Source organism: Brucella thiophenivorans, assembly GCF_002252445.1.
In the GTDB taxonomy this organism is placed as follows: domain Bacteria; phylum Pseudomonadota; class Alphaproteobacteria; order Rhizobiales; family Rhizobiaceae; genus Brucella; species Brucella thiophenivorans.
In genome coordinates this window covers 149,267-174,929 of the sequence record NZ_NNRJ01000019.1, presented here as the reverse complement: position 1 = coordinate 174,929, position 25,663 = coordinate 149,267, and the positions used below count along the sequence as shown (strand labels likewise).

The following is a 25,663-nucleotide window of genomic DNA, read 5'->3' as shown; positions in this document are numbered from 1 at the left end:
CCAAAACATATGTTCAACTCTAGAATCAGGGCTGGGATTTAATCGAGGCTGCGGTGCCAAAGAAAACGTCACCCGCTGTCACAGGCGTGCGTGTTCCGTCGTCTTCCCGGATCACAAGCCTGCAATCACTATCGATTGTTTCAAACACACCCTCGACAATCCTACCATTGAGCCGCATTGCGACTTCCTGACCTAGACCATGCGCACGCTTGAGCCAGCGCAGACGGATTTCATCCAATCCCCGCCCCTGATCCCACATCGTATGATAATGGCACCATGCATCCGACAGCGCCAGAAAGAGCGTTGTAGCATCGGTGTGTGCGCCAAGTCCGCGCAAAGATGTTGCCGGATATGGCAGACCTTCCGGGAAGGCTACAACATTTGTGCCCATGCCAACTGCAAGGCCAAAGCGACCATCGGGCAGCAGAGTAGTTTCGAGGAGAATGCCGGAGAGTTTTGCACCATCAACCAGCACATCATTGGGCCATTTAAGCGCAACATTGACGCGCGATGCAGTGGCTTCCGGCAAAACCGCATCGACAGCATCGGCAAGTGCAAGACCTGCGACAAAACCTAAAGTGGCGGCAATTTTGGGATCGAAACGATCAACAAGTAGGAGCGTCGCGGCAAGATTGCCCTCTGGTGCGGTCCATGTGCGACCACGACGCCCACGTCCGCTTTCCTGTCTTGGAGAAACGAACCAGATATGTCCGGCATCACCTGCACTGGCGCGATCAAGCGCCTCAGCATTGGTGGAACCGATGACCGGAAAAGCTTCCAGTCTGTAACCTTGAGATAAAGCCGCAGGGGCCAGCGTGAAACCCATGTCTTCGCCTGCGGCCTTATTCATTGTCTTGCTCAGAAGAATGTCTTGGCTGCTGTTTCAGCCAAACCGCCGAGCCAGCCGCCGATGAGCGCATAGAAAAGAACGAATGCACCCGAAGCGAGCAGAACCAGACGCAGCTCTATTGCTGCTGGAACGAATGTCGTCACCGGCTCATCGAACCACATGATCTTGATCATGCGCAGATAGTAGAACGCACCCACAACCGAAGCCACGATACCGATGATTGCTAGCGGATAAAGACCCACTTCAACGGCTGCAACGAAGGTATACCACTTACCGAAGAAGCCAGCGAGCGGCGGAATACCAGCAAGCGAGAACAGCATGATCGTCATGATCACGGCCATCACTGGATTGCTGCGCGACAGTCCTGCAAGATCTTCGATCTTCTCGACATTGCCTTCCTTTGTCCGCATGGACAAAATGAAAGCAAAGCTACCGAGCGTCATGACGAGATAGATTGCCATGTAAAGAGCTACGCCCTTAACACCGATAACTGTACCGGCAGCCAGACCAACAAGGGCATAGCCCATATGGCTGATCGACGAGTAAGCCATCAGGCGCTTGATGTTGCGCTGACCGATTGCAGCAAATGCACCCAGCACCATCGAGGCGATTGCAACAAAGGTGATGATCTGCTGCCAGTCTTGGGTGACAGGAGCAAATGCACCTTCCACAACACGAACGATAAGCGCCATTGCAGCCATCTTAGGAGCGGCCGCAAAGAACGCGGTTACTGGCGTTGGTGAACCTTCATAAACGTCTGGCGTCCACATATGGAACGGAACGGCAGAAATCTTGAAGCACAGACCGGCCAAGATGAAAACCAGACCGAACACCAGGCCAAGCTGACGCTCACCACCGGAAATGGCGCTGGCAATTTCTGCAAAGCCGATATGACCGGTATAGCCGTAAACAAGGCTGATACCATAAAGCAGCATGCCGGACGAAAGCGCGCCAAGAACGAAGTATTTCAGGCCAGCTTCTGTCGAACGAACGCTGTCACGATTGAAGGCTGCAAGCACATAAAGCGCCAAAGACTGCAATTCGAGACCCATATAGAGTGTCAGCATGTTCGATGCCGACACCATAATGAGCATACCGAGCGTCGAAAGCACGATCAGCACAGGGAATTCGAACTTGTCGAATTTCTCTTCACGCGCAAAACCGACAGACATGACGAGTGTCACGATCGAGCCGATCAGCGTCAGTGCCTTCATAAAGCGTGCAAAAGCATCGTTGACGAAAGCACCGCCGAAGGCGCTGCCATTGTGTGGGAAGATAACGACGAGTGCGAGTGCTGCAATCAGAACAGCAACAGCAAGGCCATTGACGAGGGTTGAGGCGCGCTCTCCGGAGAACACGCCGATCATGAGCAATGCCAGTCCGCTCAGCGCGAGGAGAACCTCGGGAGCTGCGAGAGACAGGGAAGCAATCAGGTCGGTTTGCATCAAGCCTACGCCTTTACTTACTGCGCCAGCGTAGCGCTAGCGGCATTTGCCAGCGCTGCGTCATAATTGGTGACCAGTGCATGCACGGCGCTCGCGGTCGCATCGAAGACCGGAACCGGGTACACACCGAAGAAGATGGTGAGAGCTACAAGCGGATACAGGATCACTTTCTCACGCGGAGTGAGATCGAGAATACCCTTGAGGCTTTCCTTGGTCAGCGCACCAAACACCACGTTGCGATAGAGCCACAACGCATAGGCTGCCGACAGGATCACACCCGATGTTGCGAACAGCGCTACCCACGTATTGACGCGGAAGACACCGAACAGCGTGAGGAATTCGCCGATAAAGCCAGACGTACCCGGAAGACCGACATTCGCCATCGTCAGGATGAGGAAGGCGACCGCGTATTTCGGCATCCGGTTTACGAGACCGCCAAAGGCCGAAATTTCACGAGTGTGCATGCGATCATAGATCACGCCGACGCAAAGGAAGAGTGCGCCCGAAACAATACCGTGCGAGAGCATCTGGAAAATTGCACCCTGTACGCCCTGCTCGTTGGCGGCAAAAATACCCATGGTCACATAGCCCATGTGCGCAACCGACGAATAAGCGATCAGCTTCTTGATGTCTTCCTGCACCAACGCGACAAGCGAGGTGTAGACGATAGCAATTGCTGAAAGTGCAAAGACGAATGGTGCGAAATCAGCAGAGGCCAGCGGGAACATCGGCAGCGAGAAGCGCAGGAAGCCGTAGCCACCGAGCTTCAGAAGGATACCGGCCAGAATGACCGAGCCTGCTGTCGGCGCTTCAACGTGCGCATCCGGCAACCACGTATGCACTGGCCACATTGGCATCTTTACCGCGAACGAGGCGAAGAATGCGAGCCATAGCCACGTTTGCATACCTGCCGGGAAGTCATATGCCAGCAGTTCGACGATATTAAGCGTACCGGCCTGCCAGTACATTGCCATAATCGCGATCAGCATCAATACGGAGCCAAGCAGCGTATAGAGGAAGAACTTGAAGCTTGCGTAAACGCGGCGCTTGCCACCCCAGACACCGATGATGATGAACATCGGAATAAGGCTTGCTTCAAAGAACACGTAGAAAAGGAACAGATCGAGCGCGCAGAACACACCAATCATGAGCGTTTCCAGAATAAGGAACGCGATCATGTATTCCTTGACACGCTTATCGATTGCCAGCCAGCTTGCCAGCACGCAGAACGGCATCAGGAAAGCGGACAGCACGACAAACAGCATCGAAATGCCGTCAACGCCCATGTGGTAGGAAATACCACCACCGAGCCAGCCGACTTGTTCGACCATCTGGAAGCCGGGATTTGAATTATCAAATCCGGCCCAGATAACCAGGGATAGAATGAAAACGAAAACCGTGGTCAGCAGCGCAACATTCTTGATGTTGCGACGCGAGGCTTCGCTGTCATCCTTGATGAGAAGGATCAACAAGGCGCCGACGAGCGGCAGGAATGTGACCGTAGAAAGAATTGGCCAATCGGTCATCAGAAAGAGCTCCCGAGCATCATCCAGGTGACGAGCGCGGCGACGCCGATAAGCATCGCGAATGCGTAATGATAAAGGTAACCTGACTGCATCTTCACAACGCGATCTGTAACATCAAGAACGCGTGCTGCAACACCATTAGGACCGTACCCGTCGATAATCTTGCCGTCGCCAACCTTCCAGAAGAAGCGGCCGAGCCAACGTGCAGGGCGAACGAAGATCAAGTCATAAAGCTCGTCAAAGTACCATTTGTTGAGAAGGAACTGGTACAGACCACGATGACGCTCTGCGAGTGCCTTCGGGATGTGTGGTGCACGGATGTAGAAGATCCATGCCGTCACCAGACCGATCAGCATAGCGATGAACGGCGACAACTTAACCCACAGCGGAACATGGTGATAATGTTCCAGGATTTCGTTGGTTGGCAACGTGTAGAGCGCACCCTTCCAGAATTCAGCATATTCGTGGCCGAAGAAGTATTCCTTGAACACGACACCTGCAAACAGTGCGCCGACAGCAAGGATCAACAGCGGTACGAGCATAACCGGAGGCGATTCATGAACGTGATGCATAACTTCAGCGGAAGCGCGTGGCTTGCCATAGAAGGTCATGAAAATCAGGCGCCATGAGTAGAAGCTCGTGAACAGAGCCGCAACAACCAGAAGCGTGAAGGCATAACCCGAAGCAAGGCTGTGCGATGCGAAAACCGACTCGATGATGGCATCTTTCGAGAAGAAGCCAGCAGTACCGATGATCGTGCCCGGAACGCCGAGACCTGTAATTGCAACAGTACCGATCATCATCATCCAGTAGGTGATAGGGATCAGCTTACGCAGGCCACCCATGCGACGCATATCCTGTTCGTCAGAAACGGCGTGGATAACCGAGCCTGCGCAAAGGAACAGAAGCGCCTTGAAGAAAGCGTGCGTGAAAAGGTGGAATACAGCAGCACCATAAGCGCCGACACCCAGAGCCGCAAACATGTAACCGAGCTGCGAACAGGTCGAGTATGCGATAACGCGCTTGATGTCGTTTTGAACCAAAGCAATTGTTGCAGCAAAGAATGCTGTCGTGGCACCAATGATCGTCACGATAAGAAGTGCGGTGTGCGAGAGTTCGAAAATTGGCGACATGCGCGCAACCAGGAACACACCCGCGGTCACCATGGTTGCCGCGTGAATAAGTGCGGAAACAGGTGTCGGGCCTTCCATCGCGTCAGGCAACCATGTGTGCAGTAGGAACTGCGCCGACTTACCCATCGCGCCCATGAACAAGAGCAGGCAGACGACCGTCAGAGCGGTTTCTTTGTGCAGTTCATAGCCAAGGAAGTTGAGCACAACTGCACCAGTATCGGCAGCGCCTTCTGCTGGCAGGTAGTTTGCGGCGGCTGCAAAGAGCGTGTTGTAGTCAACCGTCTGGAACAGCGCGAACAGACCAAAGATACCAAGCAGGAAACCAAAGTCACCAACGCGGTTGACAACGAAAGCTTTCATCGCGGCGGCATTCGCCGAAGGCTTCTGATACCAGAAACCAATCAGAAGGTAAGAAGCGAGACCAACGCCTTCCCAGCCGAAGAACATCTGGATCAGGTTGTCCGATGTAACCAGCATAAGCATGGCAAAGGTGAAGAGCGAAAGATAAGCGAAGAAGCGCGGACGATGCGGATCGTGATGCATGTATCCAATCGAATAGATATGCACCAGCGCCGACACCGAGTTGACCACGACAAGCATAACGCCCGTCAGCGTATCAACGCGCAAAGCCCAATCAAACGACAGCGAACCAGATGTAACCCAGTGAAGCACAGGGATACGAACCGTTTCGGCATCGTGGCCGAGCGGGATCTTGAAGAACACGACCCATGACAGGATCGCAACGATCACCATCAGGCCGGAAGTCACATATTCACTCGCCTTGGCACCGATCTTATTGCCGAAAAGTCCGGCAATAAGAAAGCCAATAAGCGGAAGGAAGACGATCGCGTTATAGAGCATTTGCCCGTCAACCTTTCATAACATTGACGTCTTCCACCGCGATAGAACCGCGATTACGGAAGAAAACAACGAGGATTGCGAGACCGATAGCTGCTTCCGCAGCCGCAACAGTCAGAACGAACAGCGCGAAAACCTGCCCGACCATATCGCCAAGCACAGAAGAAAACGCCACAAAATTGAGATTGACCGAGAGAAGGATCAATTCGACAGACATCAGGATAACGATGACGTTTTTGCGGTTTAAGAAGATACCGAAAACGCCAAGGGTGAACAGGATGGCTGATACGGTCAGATAATGAGAAATACCGATTTCCATATTCTTTTCCTTAGATGCCCTTGCCTGTTTCGACCTGCTTGATCTCGATCGCCGTTTCAGGCGTACGAGCAACCTGATCCGAAATCGACTGGCGCTTCACATTCGGCTTGTGACGCAGCGTCAGAACAATCGCACCGATCATGGCGACCAGAAGGACCAATCCAGCGATCTGGAAGTGGAAGACAAAGTCAGTGTAAAGAATGTCGCCAAGGGCAGCAGTGTTGGTGCGTTCCGCAACGTCAGGGATCGGCATAGCGCCCTGCCCCAGCTTTGGCGTGAACATCGAACCCGCGAAAACAACAATCAGCTCGCCCAGCAGGATCAAACCAACCAGAGCACCGACCGGCGCATATTGCAGCGCACCGCGCTTCAATTCCGAGAAGTCAACATCCAGCATCATCACGACGAAGAGGAAGAGAACCGCCACAGCACCGACATAAACGACGAGCAGGATCATGGCGAGGAACTCGGCCCCCGTCAGCAAAAACAGCGCCGCTGCATTGAAGAAAGCGAGGATGAGAAACAGCACCGAATGCACGGGGTTGCGTGCCGCAATCACCATGAACGCACTGGCGATCATGATAAAGGCGAACAGATAGAAGAACGCTGCCGCAATACCTGTCAGCATGGGGATCCCCCAACACCTTTCCGTGGACAAAGCCTGATTGCTTTATCCGCTTTAGTCTTTGTTTGCCGCGAATAATCGCGAAACTTAAATTCCAGCAACAAGACGGGCCGCCCCTTCTTGTTACCGCTTTTCAAACCGGATGCTGAAACAGCATTTCAGCAAAACCAATCAGCGATATGGCGCATCCATTGCGATGTTGCGCGCAATTTCGCGTTCCCAGCGATCACCATTGGCAAGGAGCTTGTCCTTGTCATAGTAAAGCTCTTCGCGGGTTTCGGTCGCAAACTCGAAGTTTGGACCTTCAACGATTGCATCCACCGGACAGGCTTCCTGACAGAAACCGCAATAGATGCACTTCACCATATCGATGTCGTAACGAACCGTGCGGCGCGTACCGTCATTGCGGCGTGGACCCGCCTCAATGGTGATCGCCTGTGCCGGGCAGATCGCTTCGCAAAGCTTACAAGCAATGCAGCGTTCTTCGCCGTTGGGATAACGGCGCAGCGCATGTTCGCCACGAAAACGTGGAGAAATTGGACCCTTTTCATGCGGATAGTTCAGCGTCGCTTTTGGCGCGAAGAACTGGCGCATGGAGAGGAAGAAAGCCGCAACGAATTCCTTGAGAAGGAGGGATTTCGCGGCCTGTGCGAATGAAGCCATTTTTCTCTCTCCTTATACCAGATCAAAGACTTTGATGACGGTCGCTGTCAGAACAACCATACCTAGCGAGATCGGCAGGAACACTTTCCAGCCCAGACGCATCAGCTGGTCATAGCGGTAACGCGGTACAAAAGCCTTCACCATGGCGAACATGAAGAAGCACATGCAGAGCTTGAGCATGAACCAGATGATACCCGGAACCCAGTTGAGGAACCATACGTCAACCGGAGGCAACCAGCCGCCGAGGAAGAGTGTGGTCATCAGGGCGCACATCAGCGTGATCGCCACATATTCGCCGAGGAAGAACAGAAGGAACGGCGTGGACGAATATTCGATCATATGACCGGCCACGAGTTCGGATTCAGCTTCGACAAGATCGAATGGCGGACGGTTCGTTTCAGCAAGTGCCGAAATAAAGAAGATCACGAACATCGGGAACAGAACCAGCCAGTTCCAGTCGAGGAACGAAGCAGGCAGACCAAGCGATGTGCCAAGACCTGTATTCTGCGAAAGTACGATGTCTGTCATATTGAGCGAGCCAACAGTCAGAAGAACCGTAACAATTACAAATCCGATCGACACTTCATAAGAGACCATCTGCGCTGCCGAACGAAGCGCACCCAGGAATGGATACTTCGAGTTGGAAGCCCAGCCGCCCATGATCACGCCGTAAACTTCAAGCGAAGAAATAGCGAAGATATAGAGAATGCCGACATTGATGTTTGCAATCGCCCAGCCTTCGTTGACCGGGATGACTGCCCACGTTGCCATTGCCAGAACCGCAGAAATGAAAGGCGCGAGAAGAAACACACCCTTATTTGCGCCCGAAGGAATGATCGGCTCTTTAACGACGAACTTCAAAAGATCGGCGAAAGCCTGAAACAGACCCCAAGGACCAACAACGTTTGGTCCACGACGAAGCTGCACGGCTGCCCAGATCTTACGATCCGCATAAAGCAGGTAAGCCACGACGATCAGCAATACGACAAGCAGAACGACCGACTTCAGCGCTATGATCAGCGCGGGCAAGACGTAAGCTGCAAAAATTCCGTCCATTATTCCGTCTCTCTCTCGCTTACTCAGCTGCCTGTTGGAAGCTGCCGGCCGCAAGCGCCGAGCACTCGGCCATGACAGCGGAAGCACGCGCGATTGGGTTCGTCAGATAGAAGTCCTTGACCGGCGAAACGAACGCAGCGCCGCCAGAAAGGGTAGATGCTTTTGCTGCAAGCGCCGACAGATCGTCTGCATTTGCAGGTGCAATCGTGTCAATCGCCATCATATGCGGGAAGTCTGCATAGAGCTTAGCGCGAAGCTGCGAAAGGCTGTCAAACGGCAGACGCTTACCGAGCGTGTCGGAAAGAGCGCGCAGAATTGCCCAATCTTCCTTTGCTTCGCCCGGAGCAAAACCAGCACGGTTGCCAAGCTGAACGCGACCCTCAGTGTTGAGCCATGTGCCCGACTTTTCGGTATAGGCTGCACCCGGAAGAATAACGTCAGCGGCATGTGCACCGGCATCGCCATGTGTGCCGATATAGACAACGAAGCTCGAGCCCTTGTTTGTCATGTCGAGTTCGTCTGCACCGAGCAAGAACACAACATCAAGATTGCCCAACATATCGCGAGCAGCCTTGCCGCCCTCACCCGGAACAACGCCGAGATCAAGAGCACCGACGCGGGAAGCAGCAGTGTGAAGAACCGAGAAACCGTTCCACTCAGCGTTGATTGCACCAACATCCTGTGCAAGCTTTGCAGCTTGAGCGAGAACTGCTGCACCGTTTTCGCCGGTGAGCGCGCCCTGACCAACAATGATCAGCGGACGTTCAGCCTTTGCCAGCACGTCGCGGAATGCGTTCTTGCCCGAAGCAACTGCTGCGAGTGTGTCTGCACCTGCACCCAGATATTCGTAATCGTAACGCAGTTCAGCCTGTTCGCCGATTAGAGCGATCGGGAAATGGCCCATGCGCTGACGCTTGCGAATACGAGCGTTCAGAACAGCGGCTTCAACGCGTGGGTTGGAGCCGATGATCAGAAGAGCGTCAGCATTTTCAATGCCTTCGATCGTTGTGTTAAAGAGATAGCTTGAACGACCCAAAGCTGGATCAAGTGCCGCACCGTCCTGACGGCTATCGATATTGTTCGAGCCGAGCGATGCAATGAGGCTTTTCAGAGCATAGAGTTCTTCAACCGAGGCCAGATCGCCAGCGACAGCGCCGATCTTGTCAGCGGAAGTAGCGGAAACCTTGGCAGCGATTGCTGCGAAAGCTTCTGGCCACGAAGCTGCAACCAGACGACCACCCTTGCGAACATATGGGCGATCAAGGCGCTGCGTGCGCAGACCATCCCAAATGAAGCGGGTCTTGTCGGAAATCCACTCTTCGTTCACCTGTTCATTGACGCGCGGCATGATGCGCATCACTTCACGGCCACGGGTATCAACGCGGATGTTCGAACCGACAGCATCCATCACGTCGATGGTTTCCGTCTTGTTCAGTTCCCACGGACGGGCCTGGAATTCATAAGGACGCGAGGTCAGCGCACCGACGGGGCAAAGGTCGATGACATTACCCTGCAATTCCGAGGTCATTGCGCGTTCGAGATAAGTGGTGATTTCAGCATCTTCACCGCGACCGATAAGGCCGAGCTCGGAAATGCCAGCCACTTCAGTCGTGAAGCGGACGCAGCGCGTGCAGTGAATGCAGCGTGTCATTACCGTCTTGACCAATGGGCCGATATATTTGTTCTCAACCGCACGCTTGTTTTCGCGATAGCGCGAGCCATCCGTACCAAACGCCATTGCCTGATCCTGCAGATCGCATTCACCTGCCTGATCGCAAATCGGGCAATCGAGCGGATGGTTGATGAGCAGGAATTCCATCACGCCTTCGCGGGCCTTCTTGACCATCGGCGTGTTGGTGAAAATTTCAGGTGCTTCGCCATTAGGACCCGGACGCAGATCGCGAACGCCCATAGCGCAGGATGCAGCCGGCTTTGGCGGTCCACCCTTCACTTCAACAAGGCACATGCGGCAATTTCCAGCGATGGAAAGCCGTTCGTGGAAACAAAAACGCGGGACTTCAGCCCCCGCGGCTTCGGCAGCCTGAAGGAGCGTATAGTGATCGGGTACTTCGATCTCTGTGCCGTCTACCTTAATATTTGCCATCGCTTATCCAAACCTGCGGCTCTTGCCGCATCTTCCAGATGTCAAACTCACTTGCAGCCCATGGGAGGCGGACTGCACTACACAATGCCTAAGCCTTATTCCGCTGCTTCCAGACGGGTATTGCGGCTCTGAACGGCGTTGCGTGTGTAATCATCAATACGCTTCTCAATTTCCGGACGGAAATTGCGGATCAGGCCCTGAATAGGCCATGCAGCAGCATCACCAAGCGCGCAGATCGTGTGACCTTCAATCTGCTTGGTTACGTCGAGAAGCATGTCGATCTCGCGCTTCTGCGCGTTACCCTTGACCATGCGTTCCATGACGCGCCACATCCAGCCCGTGCCTTCACGACAAGGCGTGCACTGGCCGCAGCTTTCATGCTTGAAGAAGGCTGCGAGACGAGCAATTGCCTTAATCACGTCCGTGGACTTGTCCATGACGATCACGCCGCCGGTGCCGAACGAAGATTTCTTTTCGCGCATACCGTCAAAGTCCATGATGGCATCCATCATGTCTTCGCCCTTGATGATCGGGCAAGATGCGCCGCCGGGAATAACACCAAGCAGATTGTCCCAGCCACCACGGATACCGCCGCCGTGCTTTTCGATCAGCTCGCGGAATGTGATGCCGAGGCTTTCTTCAACTGTACAAGGCGTGTTCACATGACCAGAAATCTGAAACAGCTTTGTGCCGACATTATTCGGACGACCAATCGACGAGAACCATGCACCGCCACGACGCAGAATGGTCGGAGCAACAGCAATCGATTCAACGTTGTTAACAGTCGTCGGGCAGCCATAGAGACCCATATTCGCAGGGAAAGGAGGCTTCAGACGTGGCTGGCCCTTCTTACCTTCAAGGCTTTCAAGCAAAGCGGTTTCTTCGCCGCAGATATAAGCGCCGGCGCCGTGATGGAGGAAAATATCCATATCCCAGCCGCACTTATTGTTCTTGCCCAGAAGGCCAGCATCATAGCACTCATCAATCGCTGCCTGCAGTGCTTCACGCTCACGCATGAATTCGCCGCGCAGATAGATGTAAGCAGTGTGCGCACTCATAGCACAACCGGCGATCACGCAGCCTTCGATCAGCGTATGCGGATCGTGGCGCAGAATTTCGCGGTCCTTACAGGTGCCTGGCTCTGATTCATCGGCATTCACGACGAGGTAATGCGGACGATCCGTCACTTCCTTCGGCATGAACGACCATTTGAGGCCAGTCGGGAAGCCAGCACCACCACGTCCACGAAGGTTCGAAGCCTTCATTTCGTTGATGATCCAATCGCGGCCCTTTTCGACAAAGCCCTTGGTGTTATCCCAATGGCCACGCGACATGGCGCCTTTCAGCGACTGGTCCTTAAAGCCATAGATATTGGTGAAGATGCGATCTTTATCAGCCAGCATGTCTCACCTGCTTCCGTCTTTGGTTGCGGCTTCTGCTTCAGCCTTTGCCTTTGCTTCGGCTTCTGCCTTGGCTTTAGCAACAGCGGCATCAGATGCCTTACGGGTTTCCAGACCCACCTGCTTATAGTCCAGATCTTCAGTCAGAGCCGTCAATCCGCCCATTGGTTCAGACGTGATACGGCCATCCTGTGGACCCGGCTTAACAGTATCGCCCTTGCCTGCTTCAAACGTATCGATGATTTCAGCAAGACGCTCAGGCGTCAGGTCTTCATAAGCATCCTTGAAGATCATGACCATCGGCGCATTGACGCAAGCGCCCTGACACTCAACTTCTTCCCACGACAGTGTACCTTCAGCATTAAGCTCGAAAGGATCGTGGTGGATTTTATGACGGCAAACATCCATCAATGCTTCCGAACCACGCAACATGCATGGCGTGGTGCCGCAAACCTGAATGTGCGCGCGCGTGCCAACTGGCTTGAGCTGGAACTGCGTATAGAAAGTCGCAACTTCCAGAACGCGGATCAACGGCATGTCGAGCATGGTTGCTACATGTTCGATAGCTGCTTTTGTGACCCAGCCATCCTGCTCCTGCGCACGCATGAGCAATGGAATAACAGCCGACTGCTGACGGCCTTCCGGGTATTTTGCGATCGTCTTGTGCGCCCAGCTCTGGTTGTCTGCGTTGAAAGCGAAACCAGCCGGCTGAACGGCATCATCTGCGAGACGGCGAACGGACATCAGCGGTCAACCTCACCAAACACAATATCGAGCGAGCCAAGAATTGCCGAAACGTCGGCCAACATGTGACCGCGACACAGGAAATCCATGGCCTGAAGATGGGCAAAGCCCGGCGCGCGCAGCTTGCAGCGGTATGGCTTGTTGGAGCCATCCGATACGAGGAAGACACCAAATTCACCCTTTGGCGCTTCGACTGCTGCGTAAACTTCACCGGCAGGCACGTGATAGCCTTCCGTGTAAAGCTTGAAGTGATGGATGAGCGCTTCCATCGAGCGCTTCATCTCGCCGCGCTTTGGCGGCACAATCTTGTTGTCGGTGTTGGAAACTGGACCAACGCGTTCCTTGCCGAGCAAAAGATCAACGCACTGGCGCATAATGCGAGCCGATTGGCGCATTTCTTCCATACGGATCAGGTAACGGTCATAGCAGTCACCGTTCTTACCGATTGGAATATCGAATTCCATTTCGTTGTAGCATTCATAAGGCTGCGACTTGCGCAGATCCCATGCTGCACCCGAACCACGAACCATGACGCCCGAGAAGCCCCATGCCCATGCGTCTTCAAGCGTTACAACACCGATATCGACGTTACGCTGCTTGAAAATACGGTTAGGCGTGATCAGATTGTCGAGGTTTGTCAGCGTCGTGGAAAGAAACGGATCGATCCATTTGCCAATATCTTCAATCAGCTGATCTGGCAGATCCTGATGAACGCCACCCGGACGGAAATAGGCTGCGTGCATACGTGCGCCACAAGCGCGTTCATAGAACACCATCAGTTTTTCGCGTTCCTCAAAGCCCCAGAGCGGCGGTGTCAATGCACCAACGTCCATGGCCTGAGTAGTCACGTTCAGAATGTGGTTCAGAATACGTCCGATTTCCGAGAAAAGAACACGGATCAGCTGACCACGCTTCGGCACGGTAATGCCAAGCAGACGCTCGACGGCCAGTGCATAGGCGTGTTCCTGATTCATCGGCGCCACGTAGTCGAGGCGGTCGAGATAAGGCAAAGCCTGAAGATAGGTCTTCGTCTCCATCAGCTTTTCGGTACCGCGATGCAGCAGACCGATATGCGGATCAACGCGTTCCACGACTTCACCGTCAAGTTCAAGAACAAGACGCAAAACACCGTGCGCAGCAGGATGCTGCGGACCAAAGTTAATATTAAAGTTGCGGACCTGAGTCTCAGCCATGTTTAGCTTCCTGTCGCTCAGTTCGTCTTGGCTTTTTCATCGCCCGGCAGGACGTAATCCGTCCCTTCCCATGGCGAAAGAAAGTCAAAATTGCGGAATTCCTGTCGCAGCATGACAGGCTCATAAATGACGCGCTTGGCTTCATCGCTGTAACGAACTTCAACGAAACCAGTGGTCGGGAAGTCTTTGCGCAGTGGATGACCTTCAAAACCGTAGTCGGTCAAAATACGACGCAGATCGGGGTGGCCAGAGAACAGAATGCCATACATGTCGTAGGCTTCGCGCTCGAACCACTCAGCGCCGACAAAAACTGACACAGCAGAAGGAACCAGCGTGTCCTCATCAGCCTGAACCTTCACACGAATGCGCAAGTTCTGGCGTGGTGAAAGGAACTGATAAACAACGTCAAAACGCTTGGCGCGCTGTGGATAATCAACGCCGGAAATATCCGTCAAATTAATGAACTGGCACTGTACGTCATCGCGCAGGAACGTCAGAACATTAATTAGACTTTCAACCGGAACAGACAGCGTAAGCTCGCCATAGGCCAGCTTCGCCTCTTCGATTGCATCGCCGAGACGTTCCTTGATATAGCCGGAAAGTTCACCAAGAGCTTCTTCGCTCATATCTCTAACTTCCTTTTTTAGACCCCGATCCATCCTTGGGAAAACAGATCGATTTCTAACAAACCTTCTTGCACAATTCAGACACAGAGGCCCGCTTAGCGCTCGATCGTACCTGTGCGGCGGATCTTCTTCTGAAGCATAAGAATGCCATAAAGCAGCGCCTCAGCCGTCGGAGGACAGCCCGGCACATAGATATCGACCGGAACAACGCGGTCACAGCCACGCACCACAGAATAAGAGTAGTGGTAATAGCCGCCGCCGTTTGCACAGGATCCCATCGAAATGACATAACGCGGCTCTGGCATTTGATCATAGACCTTACGCAAAGCCGGAGCCATCTTGTTGGTCAAGGTGCCTGCGACGATCATAACGTCGGACTGACGCGGAGACGCACGCGGCGCAATACCAAAGCGCTCAGCATCATAGCGCGGCATAGAAATATGCATCATTTCCACAGCGCAGCATGCAAGACCAAAGGTCATCCACATCAGTGAGCCAGTACGTGCCCAGGTAACAAGAGCGTCAGCAGATGTGACGATGAAACCCTTATCGGACAGTTCGCTGTTCAGATCGTTGAAAAACGCATCATCGGAACCAACAGGCTTGCCCGTGCGCGGGTCAAGAATGCCTTTTGGCTGCGGAGCAATGAGTGTCGATCCAGACGCTTGATTTGTGCCGGTTAATCCCATTCGAGGGCTCCCTTCTTCCATTCATAGATGAAGCCGATGGTCAACACACCAAGGAAAAGCATCATCGAAAGGAAACCGAACCAACCGATTTCACCAAAGGACACAGCCCATGGGAACAGGAAGGCGACTTCGAGATCGAAGATAATGAAGAGAATCGACACCAGATAGAAACGGATGTCGAATTTCATGCGAGCGTCATCAAAGGCATTGAAGCCACACTCGTAAGCTGAAAGCTTTTCCGGGTCTGGCTGTCTGTACGCGACAAGAAACGGCGCAACCAGAAGGGCTACACCGATTACCATTGCGATGCCGAGAAAGATGACAATCGGCAAATAGGAACTTAAAAGCTCGTTCATGATCCTTATCCGGCTTGAATACGAGGCTGCGCCGCCTGTCATAAGCTTTTTAGAGCTTACCACCATGCGACACATTGCATCTATTGCGACCTCGTCGCCTCAAGCAGCTTCAAGGGCATGCCGTGCGAACTTAAGTATTTGGCCGGACGGTTAGCGCAGCATGCACGCCAGCGCAAGCCCTCCAGCACGATCAGGCGGGCATAGAGCGTTCAAGATGTGCAATAAGAGCCACCATCAAGCCCGGATATGCTACTCAAACTTCAATTAGCATGAAAACATCATAATTTCGTGAGGAAAAGGCCAAATCTTGCCTTTTTCTATTTCCGGTTCAGTAGAATCAATCGATTTAAATACCAGGCAACTTATTGGGGACACTCAAGCGCCTGAACAGGCTTTCGAAAAATCGCATATAATAGAGCGTGCCAACGCCCTGCCCCTCGGAACAGTTCGCTATGAATAGGGCATCGTCCGCTTCAGAAAATTATCGCTGCCAATTGCGCGATTGCTGAAAAAATTTGGCGCGTGCGCGCCGATGGGTAAGTTTACGTGCCTTCATTAACACGGGGCGCATCTCTAAAATTCAAAATCATCGCGCATCGCATCTTAGACATGCGAACAGAATCAACATGCTTCGATAAGGAGAGAATATTGAGCACATATTTTCTCGCAAGCGGCGACGTTCTGGTCATTCTGGCTGGAATTTTTTCGGTTGCTTATCTCTCGTGGAAGCGGAAGGCAAAATAGCATCATCCTGCCACGCAGAATCGCGCCCATCAAATCTGATTCATCGAATTACGCGTAACGACGAAAAGCACTGAAACATCACAGTGCCTTAGCGATTAGTCTCAGAATTTTGATAAATATAGAAAGAACGCGAGGTGCGCCATTTTCTTCAGATTGTGTGAATTTTTTTCTGAATGAAAATGGCGCGAGTGACGGGGCTCGAACCCGCGACCTCCGGCGTGACAGGCCGGCACTCTAACCAACTGAGCTACACCCGCGCATTTCATTTTCAGCCATTTGGCTGGGTAGTTACCGACGTTTCCGTTCGGTGTGAGCGGTCGTTTAAGGTGTTCTCTTTCCAGTGTCAAGCGAGTGATTTGAAGAATAAAGAAGAATTTTGTTTTTATTCGAAAAGCCACGCTTTTACAGACTTTCGAATCTGGACAACTTTTTTCAACAGACGGTCACGTCGCCCAGAAGGCGTTCAAATTTCAGGCGAATTAGAATCATGATTCACGTGATTGGTGATAAATCGCACAATTCCTGATGTCTTATAGAGATAGCTCCACTCGCTAAAATTGATCCAACCTGTGGATTTTAGCCGGAGAAGCAAAAAGAATGCATTTTTGTAATTTTGCGCTTGCACTCTTCGAACGAATTGCCTAAACGGCTCTCACAGCGGCTGACAAGTTCAGTCGGGCGATTAGCTCAGTTGGTAGAGCGCTTCGTTTACACCGAAGATGTCGGGAGTTCGAGTCTCTCATCGCCCACCACTTACCCCTTTGAAATTGTTATATCCCCTTGCACTATATGGCCTTTTCCCCATATTGACGTTACAAAGTGGGTTTTGAATGGCTGGCAAGTCGCGGCACTGGAAAGAACGAAACGGTCGTTATTTGGCACGCATCTTTATTCCGCTTTTTCTCCGAACCTACTGTGATGAAAGCCAAACTGAAAATTCAGCTTGGCGACGATAAATGCACAGCTTCGCAACCACCCAACCACTATAGCCTCGCATCATTATTAATTCGGCGTGGCCGGCTAAGGCACGAAACCACCACAAGGCAGAAATACCGACAGCCAACCTACCGTCGCATTACAGAATGAATTGCGCGTCGCGACCATCACAGTTAAATCAACTTAAATACGCAGCTTCTTGCCGCTTAAGCGATGATTGCACCTGACAGCTGGCGATATTGAAACTATCAATGTGGCAAAGCACTGATCTCGCCTACTTTTTTTAGCTTGATGCAGAACAAAGAAGACCGCGGGCAGATCGTTACACTTCAACAAAAATAGACGTCCTTTTCCCCAAAGGCGCCAGGCAGGTTGAAGTGAATATTTGGATTATGAGTCCTCGGGCCCTCAAGTGCGGTAACAGACAAGCCCAACATTTTCCGCATCCGCTTCATCGGGTATTTCGATATTACATTACAGATTGGCTGCGTGCGTTTGTTTTTGCCTTGGTTACGCTTGCAGTTTTTACGCTCTCTGCACATTCAGCCGGTTTATCGAAATATCTGAACGGCGTTGAAATATCTGAAGTTTTTCCCGGCGCCGATAAAGTAGGTCTGCCACAAGGTGAGCCACCAATCGCTCCGGTTATGAAGGGAAAAGACCTCCTCGGTTACGTTTACCTGAATTCGGATTTCACAAGTTCGATCGGCTATTCCGGCAAACCCATCCATATTCTTGTGGGCATCGATGCCAAGGGTGCGGTTCGCGGAATCAAACTTGTTGATCACAAAGAGCCGATCGTTCTGATCGGCATTCCGCAAGCTAAGGTCGTTGCAGCGCTCAACTCGTTGATCAATAGTGATCTCAATGCAGTTGCCTCAGGCAAAGCAAAGCCGCCCCAGGTCGACATTGTCAGCGGCGCAACCGTCACCGTGCTTGTCATGGGCGATAGTGTGGTGCGATCGGCAGTCGGACTTATTCGCAGTGGTCGTCTTGGAAATGCGCCAGTACAAGTCGAACATGCCGACGTTGCGCGTGCTGTCGACATGGAAATCATAGAACCCAAAGATTGGCAGACGCTAATCGGCGATGGCTCCGTGCGCAGTCTGCAATTAACCGTTGGCGAAGTTACCGAGGCTTTCCGTGACGCAAAACAGGAACTAGCCGCTCAAAATGCGGAGACTTCTGATCCTGCCGATAGCTTCATTCAGCTCTATGCAGCACCCGTTTCAGTGCCATCAATTGGTATCAGCTTGCTGGGAAAGGAAGCCTATGAACGGCTTGAAAAGCAGCTAAAGCCTGGACAACAAGCGATTCTTATAGCGGGCGATGGCGCTTACTCCTTCAAGGGGTCGGGCTATGTGCGCGGCGGTATATTTGACCGCATCGAACTCCTGCAGGATGGGCAGGGCATTCGCTTTCGCGACAAGAACCACACCCGCATCGGCGACATCATGGCGGAAGGTGCTCCGCATTTACGCGATATTGCGCTCTTCCGAATTCCCGAAGGATTTCAATTCGATGTCACGACGCCTTGGGACATACAGCTCCTTGTGCAGCGCGGCTTTAACGCTCGCGACAAAGCGAATATCAGCTACGATCTCGGCTACAATCTGCCTGAACCATATTTACTCGCAAAACCCCAACCAAAACCGGTGGCACAGTCAGCGCCATCCAAAGCTGAAGCCCCCCGCCAGCCTCAGCCTGTCGGCGAAGCCATGGTCTCCGACATATTCGGAGAAAACAATCCGCTTTGGGTCAGAATGTGGGAGATGAACCGCATCAATGTGGTTATTGCCGGACTGGCTATCTTTGTGCTTGTCGGCATCTTCTTCTTTCAGAACAGCCTCGTACGGCGCCCTCGCCTGTTTACCTGGGTACGACGCAGTTACCTGCTTTTCATTCTGGTCTGGCTTGGCTTCTACAGCAACGCACAACTATCGGTCGTCAATGTTCTGACATTCATCAATTCGCTCATCACCGGGTTCAACTGGGAATTTTTCCTTACATCGCCGCTGATCTTCATTTTGTGGGCGTCCGTTGCAGCCGGTTTGCTGTTCTGGGGACGTGGACCATTCTGCGGCTGGCTATGCCCTTTCGGTGCCTTGCAGGAGCTCAGTAATAATCTTGCGCAATGGTTGAAAGTCCCGCAGGTCAAGCTACCATGGGGACTGCATGAGCGGCTCTGGCCTGTTAAATACATCATCTTTCTTGGTCTGTTTGGCCTGTCGCTTTACTCGGTGGCGCTCGCAGAAGTTTTCTCGGAAGTCGAACCTTTCAAAACGTCGATCATCCTCAAATTCTCGCGGGAATGGCCGTTTGTTATCTATGCGCTAACGCTGCTGACAGCAGGACTTTTCATCGAACGGTTCTATTGCCGTTATATGTGCCCGCTTGGTGCAGCCCTTGCCATTCCGGGCCGTATTCGCATGTTCGAATGGCTCAAGCGCTGGCCTGAATGCGGCTCGCCCTGCCAGCGTTGCGCAAAAGAATGCCCAGTCGAGGCAATCCATCCTGAAGGCCAGATCAATGTGAATGAATGCATCTACTGCATGCATTGTCAGGAACTTTATCACGATGACCAGCGCTGCCCGCACATGATTCAGGTCCGGGTGAAGCGCGAAAAATTTGCAGCCCGCAACGCCCCTGTAGCGGCAACGACTGAACGCGGCAAAGGCCCGGCCAAGCCCGTTATTTCAGTCAAAGGCCAGCCGTTAGATGCCCTCCCCGGCTCCGGTTCGCCGAACTAATTTCTGAAGGAGAGAAATATGACAAACGAAACAACGCAATCGAGATTTAGCAGACGACAATTATTGGGGACATCGGCTTTCGTAGCAGCCGCTGGTGCAAGTGGCATCGCTGGATCACTGCTTGCAGGAACCAGCACACCGGCACTTGCAGCTGGCAACGGTCATGCCGCGAAGGCTACGGTCTTGCCGGGTGAACTTGACGAATATTATGTTTTCTTCTCCAGCGGACAGACCGGTGAGGTTCGTATTGTCGGTCTGCCATCAATGCGTGAATTGATGCGAATTCCGGTTTTCAATCGCGACAGTGCCACCGGCTGGGGACAGACAAACGAAAGTCGAAAAATCCTGCTGGAGGGTATGCTGCCTGAAGATCGTGAGTTCATGAAGGATCGTGGCGGCATCTTCGATAATGGCGATCTACACCATCCACATCCGTCATTTACTGACGGAACCTATGACGGTCGCTATGTTTTCGCCAATGACAAGGCCAACACGCGCGTCTGCCGTATCCGCCTTGACGTGATGAAATGCGACAAGATCATTCAACTGCCAAACCAGCATACCGTGCATGGTCTGCGTGTGCAGAAATATCCAAGAACCGGTTATGTCTTCTGTAATGGTGAAGATCGCGCGCCAATTCCTAATGATGGCAGCAATCTGACAGACACCAAACAATATCATGCGATCTTCACTGCGGTTGATGGCGACACGATGAAAGTCGCATGGCAGGCAATGGTCGATGGTAACCTGGATAATGTCGATTGCGATTATCAAGGCAAATATGCCTTTGCGACCTGCTACAATTCCGAAGAGGGTGTCACCCTTGCAGAAATGATGAGCAGTGAACAGGACTGGCTCGTCGTATTCAACCTCAAGCGCATCGAAGAAGCTGTCGCCAACGGTGAGTTCAAGGAAACCAATGGCGTGCCTGTAATCGATGGCCGTCACGGGTCTAAATTTACCCGATATATTCCTGTTCCTAACAGCCCGCACGGTATCAATACTGCCCCTGATGGCATTCACATCGTCGCTAATGGCAAGCTGTCACCGACCGTCACGGTTTTTGACGTTCGCAAATTCGATGATCTGTTCGACGACAAGATCCAGCCACGCGATACGGTTGTCGCCGAGCCTGAACTGGGGCTTGGACCTTTGCATACGGCTTATGACGGTCGCGGCAATGCTTATACGACGCTGTTCATCGACAGCCAGATCTGCAAGTGGAACATTGAAGATGCTGTTCGCGCTTTCAAGGGCGAAAAGGTCGATCCGATCCGTCAGAAGCTCGATGTTCATTATCAGCCGGGTCATAACCACACATCTATGGGTCAAACCAAAGAAGCCGATGGCAAATGGCTGATCTCACTAAATAAATTCTCGAAAGATCGCTATCTCAATGTCGGCCCTCTCAAGCCAGAAAACGATCAGCTGATCGATATTTCCGGTGATGTCATGGAGATTGTCCATGATGGTCCAAGCTTTGCCGAACCGCATGACGCGCTCATTGTCCACCGCTCCAAGATCAATCCGGTTAATTTCTGGAGCCGTGAAGATCCGATGTTTGCCGATGCTGTGAAGCAGGCAGAGGCTGATGGCATCGATCTCATGGTGGATTCGGAAGTCATTCGTGATGGCAACAAAGTCCGCGTCTACATGACCTCTGCCGCTCCGGCCTTCGGTCTTACCGATTTCACCGTCAAGCAAGGCGATGAAGTCACTGTCTATGTTACCAATATTGATGAAATCGAAGACCTGACCCACGGCTTTGCGATCATCAACTACGGCATCAATATGGAGGTTGCGCCACAAGCAACCGCATCTGTCACCTTCACCGCCAATAAGGCGGGCGTGTGGTGGTATTACTGTTCCTGGTTCTGCCATGCCATGCACATGGAGATGAAGGGACGTATGCTTGTAGAACCGAAGAAGAGCTGAATGCCATGACAATCCCCCGCCTGCATCTCTCCTTCACTTTCACCATCGTTCTGGCAACTCTGTTTTGCGATGCCACATTGGCAAAGCAGATCAATGTTGGCGAAGGCGAGAACGTGCAGGCGGCAATCGAAACGGCCGAGCCGGGCGACATCGTCCGGCTTGCCGCTGGCATTCACAAAGGATCGATTGTCATTGACCGGGCGATAGAACTCTCCGGCGAACCCGGAGCGATTATCGACGGTCTGGGAAAAGGCAATGCCATTCTGATCGAAGCCCCCGATGCGATTGTAAGCGGGCTCGAAGTGCGTGGATCAGGTGAAAACATGCCCGAACTCAATTCAGGCATTTTTGTTGCACGAACCGCAACGGGTGCGGTGGTTGAAAACAACCGCCTGATTGAAAATCTTTACGGGATTTATTTGCACGGCGCTGAGAATTCGATCGCGCGAAACAATGAAGTGATTGGTCGACGGAATGTACGCATGACGCAGACTGGCAGCGGTGTCTCCGTTTGGAACGCGCCGGGAGCAAAAGTTATCGGCAACACCATTCGCTATGGTCGCGACGGAATCTACACAAATGCAAGCAAAAACAATGTCTTCCAAGACAATCTGATGGAAAACGTGCGTTTTGCCGTCCACTATATGTACACCGACCGCAGCGAAGTGATCGGCAATATCTCGCGTAACAATTCGGTTGGCTTTGCGATTATGTATACCAATCGTCTTAAGGTGATGAACAATCTCTCCGAGGGCGACCGGGATCATGGTCTGCTGCTCAATTATGCAAACAGTTCAGTCGTTTCAGGCAATCGTGTTGTCGGTAAAATGCAGTCCGTCGACCGCTGGCTTGATGCTGGCGTGCAGAAAGGCGAGCACGGACTTCCAACTGATGAAGTTGTTAAAGCAAATGTTGGTGAGACCACACGGCTTGGGCCAGAAAAATGCGTTTTCATCTACAACGCTAACAAGAACAAATTCACCGACAACAGTTTTGAAAATTGCAGTATCGGCATTCATTTCACTGCGGGTTCAGAAGGCAATGCCATGAGTGGCAATGCCTTCATCAACAACCGCAATCAGGTCAAATATGTCGGCACGCGCGATCTCGACTGGTCTCATGAAGGGCGTGGCAATTACTGGAGCGACAATCCCGGTTTTGATCTTAACGGTGATGGCATTGCAGACAATCCCTATCGCCCGAATGATCTGATCGACAAAGTTTTGTGGACCTCCCCACAAGCGAAAATCCTCATCAATAGTCCTGCCGTGCAGACGATCCGCTGGGCTCAGACACAATTTCCGGCACTTCTGCCCGGCGGCGTTGTGGACAGCCATCCTCTTATGAAGCCTCCCTCTACAGATGCCCCCTTATTAGAGCCAAAGGCCCTGGCGAAAGGAAATCAAAATGACTGAGACAGTCATTCTCGATCAGGTCACCAAATCCTATGGTGGTTTTAACGCCCTGAGTGAAGCCAGTTTTCAGCTTAATGCCGGAGAGAATATCGCACTTGTTGGCCATAACGGCGCTGGTAAGACGACGATGATCAAGCTTATGCTTGGTCTTAGCCGTCCAACAAAAGGCAGTATCCGCGTTCTGGGCGAAGACCCGGCAGCAGGTGCGTTTGCGGCACGTGTTAAGCTTGGCTATCTGCCCGAACATGTGTCTTTCAATATGGCGCTGACGGGTGCGGAAACATTGACATTTTATGCCCGGCTCAAAAACGTAACGACAGGCCAGATTGCTGGATTGCTTGACCGCGTTGGTCTGGCTCATGCGGCCCATCGACGGGTGGGCACCTATTCCAAGGGTATGCGTCAACGTCTGGGACTGGCACAGGCGCTTTTGGGGCAACCATCAGTTCTGTTGCTTGATGAGCCGACAACCGGGCTGGACCCGGCATTGCGCCAGAGTTTTTACGACATTCTGGAACATCTGAGACAGGAAGGCGCCACTATCCTGATGTCATCCCATGCGCTCACAGAGCTTGAGAGCAAGGTTGGGCGTGTGATCATTGCCAATAGGGGTCATATCATCGTGGATGGATCGATTGAGGCATTGCGCAGGATTTCGCAGCTTCCTCTGCGTATTCGGGTGCAGACTGAAGGTGCGCCGGAGCTTCCAGAAAAATGCAGACAAACCGATCTGCAATGGCTGCAACTCGGATCGGGTCTTTATGAAACCGAGGCGCCCGCAGACGGCAAGATGGAACTTGTCCGGCATATTATCGCAAACAATGACAATCTGACGGAACTCGATGTGGTACCGCCCACGCTGGATGAACTGTATGCGCATTTTCTCAATGCAGGCGATGCATCCGCCAAGGAGGCAGCAGAATGAATAATATTCTCATTATCGCTTCCAAGGAAATACAGGAAGGCCTGCGCAATCGCTGGGTTCTGGCCACCACCCTACTGCTGGCAGCATTAGCATTGAGCATGACATTTCTTGGAAGTGCTCCCACCGGCAGTTCCGTGGGTGCCAACCAGCTTGACGTTGTGATTGTCAGTCTGTCCAGCCTGACGATCTTTCTTATTCCGCTTATTGCACTGCTTATTTCGCATGACGCCATTGTCGGCGAAATGGAACGCGGCACAATGCTGCTTTTGCTCAGCTACCCTTTGAGCCGTGCGCAGGTGGTTCTGGGCAAGTTTTTTGGACAGCTTGCCATTCTCGCCTTCGCGACATTCTTCGGTTACGGCATTGCGGCTCTCGCATTGCTGGCTACCGGCTCGGGCGCAGATGCGCAAAGCTGGAGCGCCTTTGCAACCCTTATCGGCTCTTCAATTCTGTTAGGCGCGGTTTTCATTGCTATCGGCTTTCTGGCAAGTACGCTCGTGCGCGAGCGCAGCACCGCAGCCGGTATCGCTATTGGTGTCTGGCTTTTCTTTGTGCTGATTTACGATGCGGCTTTACTGGCGCTTCTGGTCTTTGATCAGGGACAGATGATCGGCACGGGCATTCTCAACACCCTGCTTCTGATCAATCCAGCTGACTCTTATCGCTTGCTGAACTTCGGCACAGGTCAGGCCGGTGCGCTGACAGGTATGGGCGGCATGGCAGGCAATGCCACCCTTGGTCCCGTCATCATGACACTGACGCTTGGGCTTTGGACCTTGCTGCCGCTTGCATTTTCCATGCTGATTTTCTCGAGGAAAGAACTATGAAAAAGTCACTGCTTTTTATCCCCGCCGCTTTTTTCATATTCCTTGCCGGTTGTTCACAGGAAAAAAAGACCGAAATCATTGCGCCTTTTGCACTCACAGATTCCGCGATGGGTCGTTATTGCGGTATGAACGTACTTGAGCATCCCGGCCCAAAAGGTCAGATCATTCTCTCGCCTGCCAATGAGCCAGTCTGGTTCTCATCTGCGCGCGATACAATCGCCTTTACTATGCTGCCGGAAGAGCCAAAAAGCATCGGTGCGATTTACGTCTCCGACATGGCCAAGGCCCCTAACTGGGAAGAACCGGGCGCCGAAAATTGGGTTGACGCTCATAAGGCATTTTTCGTCATTGAAAGTGCTGCCGTGGGCGGGATGGGTGCGCAGGAAGCGGTGCCGTTTTCGACACAGGAAGCAGCCAAAGAATTCGTTGCAGAAAAAGGCGGGCGTATTGTGAGGTTCGCGGAGATGCCGGAAGCCTACGTGCTGGGTGATCAGGCGCCGCACGATGAAGCCGCCAATAAAAACAATATGCATTAAAGGATAAT

Annotated in this window: 21 protein-coding genes and 2 tRNA genes; 7 read left to right on the top strand and 16 right to left on the bottom strand. The window is 52.6% G+C overall.

From position 1 onward, the window contains the following. Positions 1-25: 25 nt before the first annotated feature. The 16 genes from CEV31_RS10310 to CEV31_RS10235 form a co-directional block, all read right to left on the bottom strand. The gene (locus CEV31_RS10310) at positions 26-826 is read right to left on the bottom strand and encodes a biotin--[acetyl-CoA-carboxylase] ligase (protein WP_094507314.1); all 801 of its coding nucleotides are present in this window, start codon (positions 824-826) and stop codon (positions 26-28) included. 32 nt (positions 827-858) lie between these two features. Beyond that, positions 859-2,295, bottom strand: a complete 1,437-nt coding sequence (nuoN, locus tag CEV31_RS10305; protein ID WP_094506968.1) for an NADH-quinone oxidoreductase subunit NuoN — start codon at positions 2,293-2,295, stop codon at positions 859-861. A 17-nt stretch (positions 2,296-2,312) separates the two neighbouring features. Beyond that, the gene (locus tag CEV31_RS10300; RefSeq protein WP_094506967.1) at positions 2,313-3,821 is read right to left on the bottom strand and encodes an NADH-quinone oxidoreductase subunit M; all 1,509 of its coding nucleotides are present in this window, start codon (positions 3,819-3,821) and stop codon (positions 2,313-2,315) included. Then, on the bottom strand, positions 3,821-5,815 hold the full coding sequence (gene nuoL / locus CEV31_RS10295; protein ID WP_094506966.1) for an NADH-quinone oxidoreductase subunit L: 1,995 nt from the start codon (positions 5,813-5,815) through the stop codon (positions 3,821-3,823). The genes CEV31_RS10300 and nuoL overlap by 1 nt, the downstream gene beginning before the upstream one ends. Positions 5,816-5,822: 7 nt before the next feature. Then, a complete protein-coding gene (gene nuoK, locus CEV31_RS10290; protein WP_007874552.1) occupies positions 5,823-6,131 on the bottom strand; it encodes an NADH-quinone oxidoreductase subunit NuoK in 309 nt (102 codons plus the stop codon). A gap of 10 nt (positions 6,132-6,141) precedes the next feature. After that, on the bottom strand, positions 6,142-6,759 hold the full coding sequence (locus CEV31_RS10285; protein WP_094506965.1) for an NADH-quinone oxidoreductase subunit J: 618 nt from the start codon (positions 6,757-6,759) through the stop codon (positions 6,142-6,144). A 168-nt stretch (positions 6,760-6,927) separates the two neighbouring features. Next, positions 6,928-7,419, bottom strand: a complete 492-nt coding sequence (gene nuoI / locus CEV31_RS10280) for an NADH-quinone oxidoreductase subunit NuoI (RefSeq protein ID WP_094506964.1) — start codon at positions 7,417-7,419, stop codon at positions 6,928-6,930. Positions 7,420-7,431: 12 nt separating this feature from the next. Further along, on the bottom strand, positions 7,432-8,475 hold the full coding sequence (gene nuoH / locus CEV31_RS10275) for an NADH-quinone oxidoreductase subunit NuoH (RefSeq protein ID WP_094506963.1): 1,044 nt from the start codon (positions 8,473-8,475) through the stop codon (positions 7,432-7,434). A gap of 19 nt (positions 8,476-8,494) precedes the next feature. Further along, the gene (gene nuoG, locus CEV31_RS10270) at positions 8,495-10,579 is read right to left on the bottom strand and encodes an NADH-quinone oxidoreductase subunit NuoG (protein ID WP_094506962.1); all 2,085 of its coding nucleotides are present in this window, start codon (positions 10,577-10,579) and stop codon (positions 8,495-8,497) included. 95 nt (positions 10,580-10,674) lie between these two features. Further along, a complete protein-coding gene (gene nuoF, locus CEV31_RS10265; protein WP_094506961.1) occupies positions 10,675-11,982 on the bottom strand; it encodes an NADH-quinone oxidoreductase subunit NuoF in 1,308 nt (435 codons plus the stop codon). 3 nt (positions 11,983-11,985) lie between these two features. Beyond that, positions 11,986-12,723, bottom strand: a complete 738-nt coding sequence (gene nuoE / locus CEV31_RS10260; RefSeq protein ID WP_094506960.1) for an NADH-quinone oxidoreductase subunit NuoE — start codon at positions 12,721-12,723, stop codon at positions 11,986-11,988. After that, positions 12,723-13,916 carry an NADH-quinone oxidoreductase subunit D gene (locus tag CEV31_RS10255; RefSeq protein WP_094506959.1) on the bottom strand — a complete coding sequence of 398 codons (1,194 nt, stop codon included), beginning with the start codon at positions 13,914-13,916 and terminating at the stop codon, positions 12,723-12,725. Before CEV31_RS10255 ends, nuoE begins: the two co-directional genes overlap by 1 nt. A gap of 17 nt (positions 13,917-13,933) precedes the next feature. Continuing rightward, positions 13,934-14,542 (bottom strand): NADH-quinone oxidoreductase subunit C, encoded by a 609-nt coding sequence (locus CEV31_RS10250; protein WP_094507313.1) that lies wholly within the window; start codon positions 14,540-14,542, stop codon positions 13,934-13,936. Between the two features lie 95 nt (positions 14,543-14,637). After that, positions 14,638-15,231 carry a NuoB/complex I 20 kDa subunit family protein gene (locus CEV31_RS10245; RefSeq protein WP_094506958.1) on the bottom strand — a complete coding sequence of 198 codons (594 nt, stop codon included), beginning with the start codon at positions 15,229-15,231 and terminating at the stop codon, positions 14,638-14,640. Next, a complete protein-coding gene (locus CEV31_RS10240; protein ID WP_094506957.1) occupies positions 15,222-15,587 on the bottom strand; it encodes an NADH-quinone oxidoreductase subunit A in 366 nt (121 codons plus the stop codon). Before CEV31_RS10240 ends, CEV31_RS10245 begins: the two co-directional genes overlap by 10 nt. Positions 15,588-16,511: 924 nt before the next feature. After that, positions 16,512-16,588 (bottom strand) — tRNA-Asp (locus CEV31_RS10235). Between the two features lie 419 nt (positions 16,589-17,007). Between CEV31_RS10235 and CEV31_RS10230 the strand changes: the two genes are divergently transcribed. The 7 genes from CEV31_RS10230 to CEV31_RS10200 all read left to right on the top strand — a co-directional run bounded on the left by CEV31_RS10230 (position 17,008) and on the right by CEV31_RS10200 (position 25,655). Next, a tRNA-Val gene (locus CEV31_RS10230) sits at positions 17,008-17,083 on the top strand. A 576-nt stretch (positions 17,084-17,659) separates the two neighbouring features. Further along, on the top strand, positions 17,660-20,017 hold the full coding sequence (locus CEV31_RS10225) for a regulatory protein NosR (RefSeq protein WP_094506956.1): 2,358 nt from the start codon (positions 17,660-17,662) through the stop codon (positions 20,015-20,017). Positions 20,018-20,035: 18 nt separating this feature from the next. Continuing rightward, complete coding sequence (nosZ, locus tag CEV31_RS10220; RefSeq protein ID WP_094506955.1) at positions 20,036-21,952, top strand: TAT-dependent nitrous-oxide reductase; 1,917 nt, start codon at positions 20,036-20,038, stop codon at positions 21,950-21,952. Between the two features lie 5 nt (positions 21,953-21,957). Continuing rightward, entirely contained in the window at positions 21,958-23,367 is a 1,410-nt protein-coding gene (locus CEV31_RS10215) for a nitrous oxide reductase family maturation protein NosD (protein ID WP_094506954.1), read from the top strand. Further along, complete coding sequence (locus tag CEV31_RS10210) at positions 23,360-24,292, top strand: ABC transporter ATP-binding protein (RefSeq protein WP_094506953.1); 933 nt, start codon at positions 23,360-23,362, stop codon at positions 24,290-24,292. The genes CEV31_RS10215 and CEV31_RS10210 overlap by 8 nt, the downstream gene beginning before the upstream one ends. Further along, positions 24,289-25,119: an ABC transporter permease subunit gene (locus CEV31_RS10205; protein WP_094506952.1), complete on the top strand. Its 831-nt coding sequence runs from the start codon at positions 24,289-24,291 to the stop codon at positions 25,117-25,119. Before CEV31_RS10210 ends, CEV31_RS10205 begins: the two co-directional genes overlap by 4 nt. Further along, positions 25,116-25,655 carry a nitrous oxide reductase accessory protein NosL gene (locus tag CEV31_RS10200; RefSeq protein ID WP_094506951.1) on the top strand — a complete coding sequence of 180 codons (540 nt, stop codon included), beginning with the start codon at positions 25,116-25,118 and terminating at the stop codon, positions 25,653-25,655. Before CEV31_RS10205 ends, CEV31_RS10200 begins: the two co-directional genes overlap by 4 nt. Positions 25,656-25,663 lie beyond the last annotated feature (8 nt).